15 protein-coding genes and 1 other RNA gene are annotated in these 13,190 nt (G+C 65.5%); 14 read left to right on the top strand and 2 right to left on the bottom strand.

Annotated features, from left to right (window positions below):
- Positions 1 to 77 precede the first annotated feature (77 nt).
- On the bottom strand, positions 78 to 632 hold the full coding sequence (locus tag AKL02_RS13825) for a thioredoxin family protein (RefSeq protein WP_083078155.1): 555 nt from the start codon (positions 630 to 632) through the stop codon (positions 78 to 80).
- Positions 633 to 657: 25 nt separating this feature from the next.
- Positions 658 to 1,395, bottom strand: a complete 738-nt coding sequence (locus tag AKL02_RS13830; protein ID WP_232621622.1) for a cytochrome c biogenesis CcdA family protein — start codon at positions 1,393 to 1,395, stop codon at positions 658 to 660.
- A gap of 111 nt (positions 1,396 to 1,506) precedes the next feature.
- Between AKL02_RS13830 and AKL02_RS21250 the strand changes: the two genes are divergently transcribed.
- The 14 genes from AKL02_RS21250 (at position 1,507) to AKL02_RS13900 (ending at position 13,123) form a co-directional block, all read left to right on the top strand.
- The gene (locus AKL02_RS21250) at positions 1,507 to 1,983 is read left to right on the top strand and encodes a thioredoxin fold domain-containing protein (RefSeq protein ID WP_332836451.1); all 477 of its coding nucleotides are present in this window, start codon (positions 1,507 to 1,509) and stop codon (positions 1,981 to 1,983) included.
- A 213-nt stretch (positions 1,984 to 2,196) separates the two neighbouring features.
- Positions 2,197 to 2,496, top strand: coding sequence for an ArsR/SmtB family transcription factor (locus AKL02_RS13840; RefSeq protein ID WP_078520155.1), 300 nt, complete (start codon positions 2,197 to 2,199; stop codon positions 2,494 to 2,496).
- Positions 2,497 to 2,548: 52 nt separating this feature from the next.
- The gene (locus tag AKL02_RS13845) at positions 2,549 to 3,595 is read left to right on the top strand and encodes a YeeE/YedE family protein (protein WP_083078156.1); all 1,047 of its coding nucleotides are present in this window, start codon (positions 2,549 to 2,551) and stop codon (positions 3,593 to 3,595) included.
- A gap of 151 nt (positions 3,596 to 3,746) precedes the next feature.
- An RNA gene (ffs, locus tag AKL02_RS13850) (signal recognition particle sRNA small type) lies at positions 3,747 to 3,843 on the top strand.
- 99 nt (positions 3,844 to 3,942) lie between these two features.
- Complete coding sequence (locus tag AKL02_RS13855; RefSeq protein WP_083078157.1) at positions 3,943 to 4,854, top strand: MBL fold metallo-hydrolase; 912 nt, start codon at positions 3,943 to 3,945, stop codon at positions 4,852 to 4,854.
- A 63-nt stretch (positions 4,855 to 4,917) separates the two neighbouring features.
- Complete coding sequence (locus AKL02_RS13860) at positions 4,918 to 6,648, top strand: DNA polymerase III subunit gamma/tau (RefSeq protein ID WP_083078158.1); 1,731 nt, start codon at positions 4,918 to 4,920, stop codon at positions 6,646 to 6,648.
- A gap of 127 nt (positions 6,649 to 6,775) precedes the next feature.
- A complete protein-coding gene (locus AKL02_RS13865; RefSeq protein WP_078520159.1) occupies positions 6,776 to 7,120 on the top strand; it encodes a YbaB/EbfC family nucleoid-associated protein in 345 nt (114 codons plus the stop codon).
- A 4-nt stretch (positions 7,121 to 7,124) separates the two neighbouring features.
- Positions 7,125 to 7,724: a recombination mediator RecR gene (gene recR / locus AKL02_RS13870; protein WP_078520160.1), complete on the top strand. Its 600-nt coding sequence runs from the start codon at positions 7,125 to 7,127 to the stop codon at positions 7,722 to 7,724.
- A complete protein-coding gene (locus AKL02_RS13875) occupies positions 7,724 to 8,068 on the top strand; it encodes a TfoX/Sxy family protein (RefSeq protein WP_083078159.1) in 345 nt (114 codons plus the stop codon). The genes recR and AKL02_RS13875 overlap by 1 nt, the downstream gene beginning before the upstream one ends.
- Before the next feature lie 176 nt (positions 8,069 to 8,244).
- On the top strand, positions 8,245 to 8,910 hold the full coding sequence (gene fzlA / locus AKL02_RS13880; protein WP_083078160.1) for an FtsZ-binding protein FzlA: 666 nt from the start codon (positions 8,245 to 8,247) through the stop codon (positions 8,908 to 8,910).
- Positions 8,911 to 9,125: 215 nt separating this feature from the next.
- A complete protein-coding gene (locus AKL02_RS13885) occupies positions 9,126 to 10,652 on the top strand; it encodes an FAD-dependent oxidoreductase (RefSeq protein ID WP_083078161.1) in 1,527 nt (508 codons plus the stop codon).
- A gap of 152 nt (positions 10,653 to 10,804) precedes the next feature.
- Positions 10,805 to 11,845: a tRNA epoxyqueuosine(34) reductase QueG gene (queG, locus tag AKL02_RS13890; RefSeq protein ID WP_083078162.1), complete on the top strand. Its 1,041-nt coding sequence runs from the start codon at positions 10,805 to 10,807 to the stop codon at positions 11,843 to 11,845.
- A 46-nt stretch (positions 11,846 to 11,891) separates the two neighbouring features.
- On the top strand, positions 11,892 to 12,833 hold the full coding sequence (locus AKL02_RS13895) for a DMT family transporter (RefSeq protein WP_083078163.1): 942 nt from the start codon (positions 11,892 to 11,894) through the stop codon (positions 12,831 to 12,833).
- A 104-nt stretch (positions 12,834 to 12,937) separates the two neighbouring features.
- Entirely contained in the window at positions 12,938 to 13,123 is a 186-nt protein-coding gene (locus AKL02_RS13900; protein ID WP_083078164.1) for a hypothetical protein, read from the top strand.
- Positions 13,124 to 13,190 lie beyond the last annotated feature (67 nt).

Raw genomic sequence — 13,190 nt, forward strand, 5'->3', positions numbered from 1 at the left:
AACATTCGCGGGTGCAGCACGAATGCTGCACTGGCAAGCAAGCGATCACGACTCTGTCAGAATCGCCAAGAGAGCGCTCACTTCGCCATAACTTTCTCGGCAACGTACTTCTGAAAGTTCTGCCCGCTCTCATAGCCGTGAGTCTTTACCCACTCGAGCAACGCCATCGTCGTGCCCTTGCCGAAAGCCCCCGGCATCTGCGCCACGGCCTGCTTGTTGGCGGGCTGGTCGGAAGCCTCTTCGGGGAAGAACATCATGGTCGGCGTGAACATCACGCCCCACTTCATCGCCATCTCTTTTTCGGGCAAAGCCTCGCCGTCGAAATCGGTCACTTCGACATCGCCGAAGAGGTTCATCTGCACGACGTAGTAGTTGTCGGTGATGTATTTCGCGATCTCGGGGTCGGAGAAGACCTCTTCGTGCATCTTCTTGCAGTAGATGCAGCCGCGCTGCTCCCAGATGACCATGAAGCGCTTGCCCTCGTCATTGGCAGTCGCAAGATCGTCCGACATGTCCTTGAACGTGTCGTGGAACCACGGTTCCTTGTGCAGCCCGTCATCGCCCAGCTCGGCCGCATGGACCGGCAGGGCCAGCATCGCGGCGGTGAAAGCGGCAGTCAGAAAATGACGCATGATCGTCCTCCCTAGAAACAGACCGTCAGCCGAGACTCCCACTCGGCATGACGTCGATCAGAAACTCACCAATGTAGCGCAGCCCCCCGGTCACGATGAGAACCGCGAACAGGATCAGCATAACCCCCATCGCCTTCTCCACATAGCCGAGCTTCGCGCGGTGCTTCGCCATGAAGGCGAGGAAAGGCCGCGTGAAGAAGGCCGCGATAATGAAGGGCAAGGTCATCCCGATCCCATAGGCAAAGAGCAGCAACCCACCCTTGGAGATATCGCCCATGCCCGACGCCACCATCAGGATCGCCGCAAGCGCGGGACCGACACAGGGCGTCCAGCCGAAGCCGAACGCGAGCCCCATCACATAGGCGCCGAGGAAAGTCGTGGGATCGGTCTTCGCCTCCATCCGCGCCTCGCGGTAGAGGAACGGAATGCGGATCACGCCGAGGAAATGCAGACCGAAGACCAGCAGGATCGCGGCGGCCACCCAGCTCAGCGGCCCCATCCATTCGCGGAACGCAGCCCCCAGCGCGGTCGCCCCCATTCCCATCAGCACGAAGATCGTCGTCACGCCCAGCGCGAAGGCCACCGAAGAGGCCACCATGCGCGCCTGCGCGCCCGGCGCGATCTTGCCGTCGCCACGCAGCTCGGACATCGACAGCCCGGCCATGTAGGACAGATAGAACGGCACCATCGGCAGAATGCACGGCGTCAGAAAAGACAGCAGGCCAGCAAAAAACGCCCCGCCATAGGTAATATCGATCGGCACTGTTTCCTCCCTCGTGACGCGCCCTAGCCTATATGGCCTCGGTCTCCCAACCGTCCTTGAAGGGGCCCGTCAAACACATTACGATCTTTATATGTAAAAAGGGGTCCGTCAATGTTCCGCATTGTGTGGCATACGATTTCCATGGCCGCGGCGCTGGCGGTCACGCTGGGCGCGACGGGGCTTGTCGCGCATGCCGATACCGCATCGCAAACCGCCGACACGACGGTCGCCGCCACCTCCGAGGCCGAGACCAGCGAGGCGATAGCCGACAGCGAGTTCCGGCTTTTGATGGTCGAGCAGGTCGGCTGCATCTATTGCCGGATGTGGAACAACGACCTTGCGCCGATCTATCCGAAGACGCCCGAGGGCAAGACTGCACCGCTGCAACGGGTCGATCTGCACAAACCCTTCCCCGAGGACATCACGATCACCGGGGGCAAACCGCTTTTCACACCGACCTTCATCCTGCTGCAGGACGGGGTCGAGGTCGCCCGCATCGAAGGCTATGCGAGCGAAGATTTCTTCTGGGGCCTGCTCGATCAGGCCCTGAAAAAGAACGGCGCGACGTATCAGACCCCATCGAACTGAGGTTTGACCTGCGCGCTTTTGTCTCGCTTTTGGCGGGTTTTTGCGCTCTCGGGCTTTGTTCCAGCGAATCGACATGCTAAAGCCTGAGTCATTCGATCAATACGGTCGCACTATGTGCGGCTTCCAAGGAAGGACGATGCGGTGCGGCATCTGGTGCCTGACGGTCATGCCGAAAAGCTTGCCTCTGCCACGGCCGAGTCGAGATGTTCCCGCATGGATGCAGAAGAGCTACTCGATCGCGCGCAAGACGCCTCCAACCTCATGAAGGCGCTCGCCCATGAGGGGCGGCTGATGATTCTGTGCCATCTGAGTTCGGGCGAGAAATCGGTGACCGAGCTGGAAAACCTGCTGGAATCGCGCCAGGCCGCGGTGAGCCAGCAATTGGCACGGCTGCGTCTCGAGGGGCTCGTCAGCGCACGCCGCGAAGGCAAGGCGATCTACTACACGCTCTCGGATCCGCGTGCGCGTCGCCTCGTCGAGACGATTTACGACATGTTCTGCGCCACCGACTGACGCCGGTGAGCCATGAGACCGGACACTGGGTGATCCGGGAGGGAGAAGGGCAATGGAACAGATTCCGATGGGTGCCTTGGCAGCCATGGTCGGGGCGATCGGCGGCATCATTCTAGGCCTCGCCGCACGCCTTGGCGATTTCTGCACCCTCGGCGCGCTGGAAAGCGCGGCCTATGGCGACGACCAGAGGCGCCTGCGCCTCTGGGGGATCGTGCTGGGGGTGGCGATCACCGGCGCCTTCGTGGCCGAGGCTCTGGGCTATGCCGACATCACCCGCAGTTTCTATCACACGATCAAATGGTCGCCGCTGGCCTCTATCGTCGGCGGGCTCCTCTTCGGCTACGGCATGGCGCTCGCCGGCAATTGCGGCTTCGGAGCGCTGGTGCGCTTCGGCGGCGGCGATCTGCGCGCGATGGTCGTGGTCGTGGTGATGGGCATCTTCGCCTTCGTGACGCTGTCCGGCCCCCTCGCCCATCTGCGCCTTCTGATCTTCGACCAGCAAGCCGCCGACACCCCGCAAGGCATCGCGCATTGGCTCTCGGCACGGACCGGGCTTCCGCCCTTGGTCTTCGCCCTGCCCGTCGCCGCCGGTTTCCTCGCCTGGGCGCTGAGCTATCAGCCGCTGCGCGCGGACAAACGCCGCCTCGCCTGGGGCGTGGCCGCGGGTCTCGCGGTGGTCTGGTGCTTCGTCGGCACCTCCTATCTCTTCAACCAGAGCATGGGTGCGACCGGCGTCGAGGCACCGTCCTTCACCGCCCCGCTCGGGCGCACGATCCTCTATTTCATGACCTCCACGGCGGGCGGGCTCACCTTCTCTGTGGGTCTCGTCGCGGGCGTGCTGGGCGGGGCCTTCCTCGGCTCGGCCATTCGCGGCCTCTTCAAGTGGGAAGCCTGCGAAGACCCGCGCGAACTGGGCCGTCAGGTCAGCGGCGCGGCCCTGATGGGGATCGGCGGCACGATCGCGGTCGGCTGCTCGATCGGCCAGGGGGTGAGCGCGATGGCCGTGCTCTCCTTCTCCGCACCGGTCACACTGGCCTCGATCGTAATCGGCGGGCTGATCGGCCTGCGCCAGCTGATCCACGGCTTCCAGCCCGAGTAAGTACCGACCGCACAAATCGGCCCATTTTCGGCTTGGCTGAAATATCCCGGGGGTGAGGCGCGGACGCGCCGAGGGGGCAGCGCCCCCTCTCCGCCGAACTCTTCCCGCACAACGCTTGCGAATCTGATCCGGGTTTCCTATATCGCCCCTCGAGAGGTTGGCGCGGGCGAGCGCCTCGCCAACCCGGTCAGGTCCGGAAGGAAGCAGCCGCAACGAGCCCCGCTTGGGTCGCTGTCCAGCCTCTCACCCTCCCCTACAAGCTCCCTTTGCTGTGCCGCCGCGTCACCATGCCCAATTGTGCGATGACGTCGCCAAGCTAAACTTCCCGCCAAAGGGGAGGTTTCACCATGTTTCGTTTTGCTCTGGCCGCTCTGGCCATTCTGCCTGCGCCGCTCTTTGCGGGCACGCTTACCACCGTCGAAGTCGCACCGAACACCTATGCAATCGAGGGCCCCTTCGGGCAGCGCGATGCCGAGAACCTCGGCAACAACGCGACCTTCGGGCTGATCGTCACGGATGAGGGCGCGGTGCTGATCGATGCGGGCGGCACCTACAAGGGGGCGGCGGCGCTCGACGAAGTGATCGGCACGCTGACCGATCAGCCGGTGAAATACGTGATCGATACCGGCGGGCAGGATCACCGCTGGCTCGGCAATGGCTACTGGAAAGAGCACGGCGCCGAGATCATCACCTCCGAGGGTGCGCTCGCCGACCAGAAGGCCCGCGCCTCGCTGGAGCTGACGATGCTCGACGCGCTGGTCGGAGAAGAGGCGCTCGCGGGCACCGAACCCGTCTATGCCGACACGACCTTCGACGAGAGCTACACGCTCACTCTTGGCGGGCGCGAGATCGAGATCACCCATCCCGGCCCGGCCCACACGCCCGGCGACAGCTTCGTCTGGCTGCCCGCGGAGAAGGTGATGTTCACCGGCGATATCGTCTTCGTGGGACGCATCCTCGGCGTGCTCGACATGTCCTCATCGATCGGCTGGGTCGAGGCCTTCGAGGCGATGGCCGCCTACGAGCCCGCTCATGTCGTTCCGGGCCACGGCCCCGCCACCGACCTCGCGACCGCGACGAAGGACACCTATGATTACCTGACCAATCTGCGCAGCCAGATGGCCGATTATATCGACGAGGGTGGCGACATCATCGGCTCGGTCAATGTCGACCAATCGCAGTTCGAATATCTCGAGGATTTCGACACGCTCGCCAAACGCAACGCGCAGGCGGTATTCAGCCAGATGGAATGGGAATGAGCCGGGTGGACGCCGACGCCCCGGGGGCCTAGTCTGACGGCTGCCTATGACACCGGAGCTTCGATGACCGACACCCAATATCAGGTTCTCGCCCGCAAGTACCGTCCCGAGACCTTTGCCGACCTGATCGGACAGGCGCCAATGGTGCGCACGCTGAAGAACGCCTTCGCGGCCGACCGGATCGCGCAGGCTTTCATCATGACGGGGATTCGCGGCACCGGGAAAACCACCACGGCGCGGATCATCGCCAAGGGGCTCAACTGCATCGGCCCCGACGGCAACGGCACCCCCACGACTGACCCGTGCGGCGAGTGCGAGCATTGCCGCGCGATCATGGAAGGCCGCCATGTCGACGTGATGGAGATGGACGCCGCCTCGCGCACCGGCGTGGGCGACATCCGCGAGATCATCGAGAGCGTGCATTACCGGGCGGCCTCGGCGCGCTACAAGGTCTACATCATCGATGAGGTTCACATGCTGTCCACGAGCGCGTTCAACGCGCTCCTGAAGACGCTCGAGGAACCGCCCGCCCATGTGAAGTTCATCTTCGCTACCACGGAGATCCGCAAGGTGCCCGTCACCGTGCTCTCGCGTTGCCAGCGCTTCGATCTGCGCCGGATCGAGCCCGAGGAAATGATCGCGCTGCTGCGCCGGATCGCCGATGCGGAAGGCGCCGAGATCGCCGACGACGCGCTCGCGCTGATCACCCGCGCCGCCGAAGGCTCCGCCCGGGATGCGACCTCGCTGCTCGATCAGGCGATCGCGCATGGCGCCGGCGAGACCACCGCGGAACAGGTCCGCGCGATGCTGGGTCTGGCCGACCGCGCCCGTGTCCTCGATCTTTTCGACATGATCCTGCACGGTCAGGCCGCCGAGGCTTTGACCGAACTTGCCGCGCAATATGCCGATGGTGCCGATCCGATGGCGATCATGCGCGATCTGGCCGAAATCACGCATTGGGTCTCCGTGATCAAGGTCACGCCCGAAGCCGCCGAAGACCCGACCGTGCCGCCCGAGGAGCGCAATCGCGGTCAGGAAATGGCGGCCGCGCTGCCGATGCGGGTGCTCTCGCGGCTCTGGCAGATGCTGCTCAAAGCGCTCGAAGAAGTCGCGAGCGCGCCCAATGCGATGATGGCGACCGAGATGGCCGTGATCCGCATGACCCATGTGGCCGACCTGCCCGACCCGGAAACGCTGATCAAGAAAATCCAGCAGGGCAACACCCAGACCCAGGCCGCAGGCCGGGGTCCCGCGCCCTCGACCGGACCCGTCCACGGCGCAACCCTGCGCGCCCGCCGCGCCGGTGGCGGCGCGGTCGCCGCCGCGGCTCATGCCCCGCAGCACGATCCAATGGCCGACGCACTCGCCCGTTTCGCAAGCTTCGACGACGTGGTCGACCTGATCGCCCGGATGCGCGACATGACCCTGCTGCTGGAGGTCGAGAGCAATCTGCGGCTCGTGAATTACCGCCCTGGCCGGATCGAGTTCGAACCGACCCCGCAGGCCTCGCGCGATCTCGCGGCGACGCTTTCGGCACGACTGCAAGGCTGGACCGGCGCACGCTGGGGCGTCTCGGTCGTCTCCGAAGGCGGCGCGCCCACGATTGCCGAGGTGAAGGCCGAGGAAATGGCGAAGGCCGAAGCCGAGGCGATGAAGAACCCGCTGGTGGCGGAGATTTTCGCCCGCTTCCCCGGCGCGAAGATCGAAATCCTGCCCGAGGAAGATACCGCCGCGATCGAGGCCGAGGCTCTGGCCGAGGTCGAAGACGAATGGGACCCCTTCGAGGAAGGCTGAGCCACACCAAGGGCGGCCCCGCGCAATCGCACGCGCCGCCCTGTCGCGCCGTTTTCCCGCCTTGTCCCTTGTCCCTTCGCGCAGCGATGCGTATCTCTCACTCAAGCCAAACGTGACGGAGAAAGCGATGTTCAAGGGATTGGGCGCCATGGGCGACATGGCCAAGATGATGAAGGCCGCCAAGGAAATGCAGGAGAAGATGGGCGAGCTCCAGGAAGAGCTCAAATCCATCGTCGTCACCGGCGAGGCCGGGGCCGGTCTCGTGCAGGCCCGCGCCACCGCGAAGGGCGAATTGACCGGGCTCTCCATCGATCCCTCGATCCTGCAGGCCTCCGAGAAGGAAGTCGTCGAGGACCTGATCCTCGCCGCAATCAAGGACACGCAGGAAAAGGCCAAGTTCCGCGAGCAGGAAGAGCAGAAGCGCCTCCTGCGCGAACTGGGCCTGCCCGAGAACATGGATCTGCCGGTCTGATCCGATGAGCGGCGCGCGCGACGAGATAGAGGCGCTGATCGCCCTGATGGCGCGGCTGCCGGGGCTTGGCCCCCGCTCCGCCCGGCGCGCGGTGCTGCATCTGATCTCGAAACGCGCGCAGCTGATGGGCCCCTTGGCCGAAGCGATGGCGCAAGTGGCCCGCACCGCGCGCGAATGTGAGCGCTGCGGCAATATCTCCACCGCGCCGATCTGCGACATCTGCGAAGACCCCAAACGCGCCACCGGCGAGATCTGCGTGATCGAGGATGTCGCCGACCTCTGGGCGATGGAGCGCGGCCACGCCTTCAAGGGCCGCTACCACGTCCTTGGTGGCACGCTGTCTGCGCTCGATGCGATCGGCCCCGAAGACCTCCGCATCCCCGACCTGCTCGAACGCGCCACCGAGGAAGGCATCACCGAGGTGATCCTCGCCCTCAACGCCACCGTCGAGGGCCAGACCACCGCGCATTACATCGCCGAGGCGCTCGAAGGGCGCGGCATCGCAGTGACCAGCCTTGCCCAAGGCGTGCCGATCGGGGGCGAGCTGGATTATCTCGACGACGGCACGATCCAGGCGGCGCTGCGCGCCCGCAAAAGCTTCTGATGGGCACCCGGCCCGAGACGGAGGCGCTACTGCGCGACTGTCTCGGAGACCGGATCGCGACCCGGCCGATGTTCGGCGAATACGCGGTCTATATGGGTGGCAAGACGGTGGCGCTTCTGTGCGACGACACGCTGTTCGTGCGCCAATTGCCCGAGGCCACGCGCTATCTCGAAGACGGCGGCCACTCACCCGTCGTAGGCAAACCCTATCCGCGCGCCAAGGATCACTGGCAGATCGACCCGGACCTCTGGGAAGACGCCGACTGGCTCTTGGGCCTTCTGAGCGTCATCGAGGCCGCCCTGCCCGCCCCCAAACCAAAGCGCAAACCCAAACCGAAAGCCTAGTCCCCGCGCCCCTTCGGCTTGGCAAAAATATCCCCGCCGGAGGCATTCGACCTGTGCCGTCCCGATCACCTTCCGGCAAGGGAGCGCCATCGGCAGGTTTGTCGCCATTGAACCCGCCCGCGCCCGCCGTTATCAGTTCTTCAAATCCCCCAACGAGAATTGCGAGCGTCGCCCCGATGATCCGCCTCTACCATGTCGCCCTCTCCCCGTTCTGCCGCAAGGTCCGCCTCACGCTGGCCGAGAAGAAACTCGATGTCGAGCTCGTCGAGGAACGCTACTGGGAACAGCAGCCTGATTTCCTGCGCCGCAACCCGGCGGGCAAAGTCCCGGTTCTCAAGATGGACGGCATGATGATGGCCGAGAGCCAGGCGATCTGCGAATATATCGACGAGACGCATACCGACGCGCCGCTGATGCCGCGCGATCCCGCCGCGCGCTACGAGGTGCGCCGCCTGTGTGCGTGGTTCGACGACAAGTTCAACGCCGAGGTCACCGCGCGGATCATGGGCGAGCGGGTCTGGAAGAAGGTCCGCAAGGAAGGTTATCCGGACAGCAAGACGGTGAAGGCGGGCCTTACGGCGATCAAGTATCACCTCGATTACATGGGCTGGCTGCTGGAGCAGCGCCGCTGGCTTGCGGGCGACGTGATGACGCTCGCGGATTTCTCGGCCGCCGCGCATCTGAGCTGCCTCGATTATATCTCCGACGTCGACTGGAACCGGCAGGAGGCCGTGAAGGACTGGTATGCGAAGATCAAGTCGCGCCCGGCCTTCCGCTCGCTTCTGGCCGATCAGCTGCCCGGCATGCCGCCCGCGTCGCAATATGCGGAGCTGGATTTCTGAACGCGCCCCGCGCCTCCATCCGACACCGCCAGTCTCACACCGCGCCGTCCGACCCGTTCGGGCGGCGCTGTTATTTGGTCCCTCGCGAACTTGGCTCACGCAAAGGTGCACGCCTCGCAAATTTCAAACAATTGATTTAATCACTCGCTTCGCTACCTCAGGGACAGGCCCGAGCCGATCCAGAGTTTGGCCCGGACTGCAAAGCGAGGACTGCCATGCCCCACCCCGTGCTGATCGTGGGGGCCGGCCCGACCGGTCTCACCGCCGCTTACGAACTGGCCCGCCAGGGCGTGCCCGTCCGCCTGATCGAGAAAACCGCAAGCCCCGCCACCACCTCGCGCGCGATCGCGGTTCAGGCCCGCACGCTGGAGATGCTGGCGCAGCGCGGTCTGGCGGACACCCTTGTGGCGCGCGGCGTGCAGACCCGGATCGCGCAGTTCTATGGCGAGGGCGCCCCGCTCTTCCGGCTCGACTTCGACCATCTCGAGAGCCGCTTCCCCTACATCCTCTTCGTCTCGCAGGTCGAAACCGAGACCGTGCTGCGCGAGGCCTGCGCAGCCCTCGGAGTGGAAACGGAATGGAACACCGAACTCGTCGCCATCGCCCGCGAGAGCCATGACGGACAGGCGCGACCCACAGCGGTGCTGCGCGGACCCGGCGGCACGCTCGAAGTGCTACGCCCCGATTGGGTGATCGCCAGCGGCGGGGCGCATAGCCTGATCCGCCGCACGCTCAACCTGCCCTTCGAGGGGAAATCCGTAGGTCAGGGCTTCGTGCTCGGCGACCAGAGGGTCAGCGGCGCGCTCGCCCCCGAGGAACTGCATATCTTCTCCTCCAGCGACGGCTTTCTGGGCATGTTCCCCTTGGGCGGCGGACGTTTCCGTCTGATCGCCTCCGATGTCGCGGACAGCGAACAACCCAACCTTGAAACGCTGCAGCAGGTCTTCGACGCCCGCGCCCATCTGCCTGCGACGCTGCACGACCTTTCGTGGTCCTCGCGCTTCGCGATCAACAGCCGGATGGTCGGGACGCTGCGCGTGGGGCGCTTCCTGCTGGGCGGCGATGCCGCGCATATCCACTCGCCCGCAGGCGGTCAGGGAATGAATACGGGCATGCAGGACATGATGAACCTTGGCTGGAAGCTCACGCGGGTGATTGAGGGCCGCGCGCCCGAAAGCCTGCTCGACAGCTACGAGGCCGAGCGGCTGCCGGTGATCCGCGACCTACTGCACGGGACCGAGGCGCTGACCGCGAATATGGCCTCGACCTCGCCGGTGCGCCGGATGCTGATCGACCATATCAGCCCCTATCTCGGCAGCCGCGATCTCGTGCAGGAGAAAGTCGCGGCCCGGATGGGCCAGATCGCGATCGGCTATGAGGGCGGGCCGCTTACCGACGGCTCGCATGCACGCGGCACCATCGCACCGGGTACGCGGCTTCCCGACCCGCTCTTGGAGGTGGCGCGCGATGGGGCATGGCATCCGGCCCACGCGCAGGATTTGGTCGATCCGTCGGGCTTCGTCCTGCTCCGCGCGGGGGATGGCCCCGCCCCGGAAAGCCCATTTGCCAAGAGCCTGAAACTGCGTCCTGCTCCCGAACACGCGGAGGCGTTCGCGCAGGTCTTCGGGCGCGACGGCGCGGCGGTGCTGGTGCGGCCCGATGGATACGTCGCACTCAGCGCGCCGCTTACCGACGCAGCCAGCGCGGTGGCGGCTTACGCGGAGGCGCATTTCGCCAGCTGACGCGTGCTGCCCAGCCCCTTGTCTTGCCCGCCCGGCTTCGAAAGGATACGGCGACGGTGCGATGCGAGCCGCATCCGTCACGCGCCGAGGGGGCTCTGCCCCCGCCGGCCTGCGGCGCGGCCCCCCCGGGATATTTGGACCAAGGCGAAGCCATGAGTGCGGAGTTGAAAGCGCGGTTGATCGAGACGGCCCTTGCCGAGGGTTTCTCGAAGGCGCGCATCACCACGCCTGACGCGATCCCGCAGGCCGCCGAGCGGCTGGCCGCTTTCGTGGGCGCAGGGATGCATGGCCAGATGGGCTGGATGGAAGAGCGCATGGGCTGGCGCGGCGATCCGGCGGCGCTGTGGTCCGAGGCGCGCTCGGTGGTGATGCTGGCCGAGACCTACACGCCCGATTACGACCCGTTGGACCTGCTGAAAGCGCGCGATCACGGGGTAATCTCGGCCTATGCGCAGGGTAAGGATTACCATGATCTGGTGAAGAAGCGGCTCAAGCGCGTCGGGCGCTGGTTGCTGGATCAGGCGCCCGAAGGCGCGGAGATCAAGGTCTTCGTCGATACCGCTCCGGTGATGGAAAAGCCCTTGGGCGAGGCCTCGGGGCTGGGCTGGCAGGGCAAGCACACGAACCTTCTGGCGCGCGATCTGGGCAGCTGGTTCTTCCTTGGCGCGATCTTCACCACGGTGGAGCTGCCGCCCGACGCGCCGGAGATGAGCCATTGCGGGTCTTGCACGGCCTGCCTCGACATCTGCCCGACCGAGGCCTTTCCGGCACCCTACCAACTCGATGCGCGGCGCTGCATTTCTTATCTGACGATCGAGCATAAGGGGCCGATCGACGAGGAGCTACGCGCCAAGATGGGCAACCGGATCTATGGCTGCGACGATTGTCTGGCCGTCTGCCCGTGGAACAAATTCGCCGCAGAAGCGCGGGAGGCGCGCTATCACGGCGGCGTCGGCGCGCCGCCCTTAGCAGAGCTGGCAGCACTCGACGATGCCGGGTTCCGGGCGCGGTTCTCGGGCTCGCCGATCAAGCGGATCGGCCGCGACCGCTTCCTGCGCAATGTGCTCTATGCGATTGGAAACTCTGGCGATCCGGGTTTGGCCGAGGCCGCGCGCCCGCATCTGGACGATCCCGATCCAGTGGTGGCCGAGGCCGCGCAATGGGCGCTCTCACGGCTGGAGCAAGCAGCGTGACGAAACCGATTGCCGCGCCCCGCTCACGGCCTATCTGATCGCGGTCATGACACCCGTTACCACCCAGACCCCTCGCCCGCTCCTTGGAATCGCGCTGAAGCTCGGCACCGTCACCGGTTTCGTCATCATGCAGGCGCTGATCAAATCGGTCTCCGACCGGGTACCGCCGGGCGAAGCGGTGTTCTTCCGGTCTTTCTTCGGCATCGTGCCGATCCTGCTCTGGTTGCTGTGGCGCGGTGAGTTGCAGGGCGGGTTGCGGGTGGAAAAACCGATCAACCACGTCATGCGTGGCGTCGTGGGAACCACCGCGATGGCGCTGAGTTTCGCAGCGCTTGCCTTCCTGCCGCTGCCCGAGGCGACCGCTCTGGGCTATGCGGCCCCGCTGCTGACGGTCGTCTTCGCGGCTCTCCTGCTGGGCGAGACGGTCCGGATCTTCCGCTTCTCGGCGGTCGGGCTGGGAATGGTGGGCGTTCTGATCGTGCTTTGGCCCCGGTTGGGCGGCAGCGGGCCCGAAGGTGGGACGGAAGCGCTTGGCGCCGGGCTTGCGCTGGCGGGCGCCACCTGCGCGGCGCTGGCGCAGATCCAGATCCGCCGCATGGTCGGATCGGAGCGCACCTCTGCCATCGTCTTCTGGTTCTCCTGCACCGCCTCGGTGCTCTCGCTGGCCTCCCTGCCCTTCGGTTGGGTCGTGCCGACCGCGTGGGAGGCGACGCTTCTGATCCTCGCAGGGCTGATCGGCGGCACCGGGCAGATCATGCTCACCTCGGCCTATCGCTTCGCCGATGCCTCGCTGGTGGCCCCTTTCGATTACGCCTCGATGCTGCTGGCGCTGGTGATCGGCTACACCATTTTCGCGGAAGTGCCGACCCACGCGACCCTCGCCGGGGCCGCGCTCATCATCGCGGCCGGTATCGCGATCATCCTGCGCGAGCACTGGCTGGGGCTGGAGCGCAAACGCGCGCGCAAGGCCGCGACGCCCCAGGGCTGAGCGCCGATCCGCCTGCGACAATAAACCTGCCTGCCCCTGCGTCACGACTCGGTCGAATCGTGCTATGGTGCGACTATCAGAGGCGATGACGAGAGGAGGAAGATATGTCCCGTCACATCATCGACCGCGCCGAACTCAAGGCAGAAGGGCCGCGCGTGAAGCGGTTTCTCGAATTGCAACGGCGCGAAGGCATCCACCCGGCGATCAAGGAGCTCAGCAAACGCGGGCGGCCCGACCACGGCGCGCGGATGACACAGTTCCTGCGGATCGAGCGGGCTGAAGCCACCTGACGACCTGATCGGCGCTCAATAGCTGTGAAAACGCGAAAGGGCGTGCCGGGGGGCACGCCCTTCTGTT

This window comes from Thioclava electrotropha (assembly GCF_002085925.2).
GTDB classification, from domain to species: Bacteria; Pseudomonadota; Alphaproteobacteria; order Rhodobacterales; family Rhodobacteraceae; genus Thioclava; species Thioclava electrotropha.

Bases quoted from the DNA above. Each gene is read 5' to 3' on its own strand.
- AKL02_RS13825 (WP_083078155.1), bottom strand. From the start codon at position 632: ATGCGTCATTTTCTGACTGCCGCTTTCACCGCCGCGATGCTGGCCCTG.
- AKL02_RS21250 (WP_332836451.1), top strand. From the start codon at position 1,507: ATGTTCCGCATTGTGTGGCATACGATTTCCATGGCCGCGGCGCTGGCG.
- AKL02_RS13840 (WP_078520155.1), top strand. From the start codon at position 2,197: ATGGATGCAGAAGAGCTACTCGATCGCGCGCAAGACGCCTCCAACCTC.
- AKL02_RS13845 (WP_083078156.1), top strand. From the start codon at position 2,549: ATGGAACAGATTCCGATGGGTGCCTTGGCAGCCATGGTCGGGGCGATC.
- AKL02_RS13855 (WP_083078157.1), top strand. From the start codon at position 3,943: ATGTTTCGTTTTGCTCTGGCCGCTCTGGCCATTCTGCCTGCGCCGCTC.
- AKL02_RS13860 (WP_083078158.1), top strand. From the start codon at position 4,918: ATGACCGACACCCAATATCAGGTTCTCGCCCGCAAGTACCGTCCCGAG.
- AKL02_RS13865 (WP_078520159.1), top strand. From the start codon at position 6,776: ATGTTCAAGGGATTGGGCGCCATGGGCGACATGGCCAAGATGATGAAG.
- recR (WP_078520160.1), top strand. From the start codon at position 7,125: ATGAGCGGCGCGCGCGACGAGATAGAGGCGCTGATCGCCCTGATGGCG.
- AKL02_RS13875 (WP_083078159.1), top strand. From the start codon at position 7,724: ATGGGCACCCGGCCCGAGACGGAGGCGCTACTGCGCGACTGTCTCGGA.
- fzlA (WP_083078160.1), top strand. From the start codon at position 8,245: ATGATCCGCCTCTACCATGTCGCCCTCTCCCCGTTCTGCCGCAAGGTC.
- AKL02_RS13885 (WP_083078161.1), top strand. From the start codon at position 9,126: ATGCCCCACCCCGTGCTGATCGTGGGGGCCGGCCCGACCGGTCTCACC.
- queG (WP_083078162.1), top strand. From the start codon at position 10,805: ATGAGTGCGGAGTTGAAAGCGCGGTTGATCGAGACGGCCCTTGCCGAG.
- AKL02_RS13895 (WP_083078163.1), top strand. From the start codon at position 11,892: ATGACACCCGTTACCACCCAGACCCCTCGCCCGCTCCTTGGAATCGCG.
- AKL02_RS13900 (WP_083078164.1), top strand. From the start codon at position 12,938: ATGTCCCGTCACATCATCGACCGCGCCGAACTCAAGGCAGAAGGGCCG.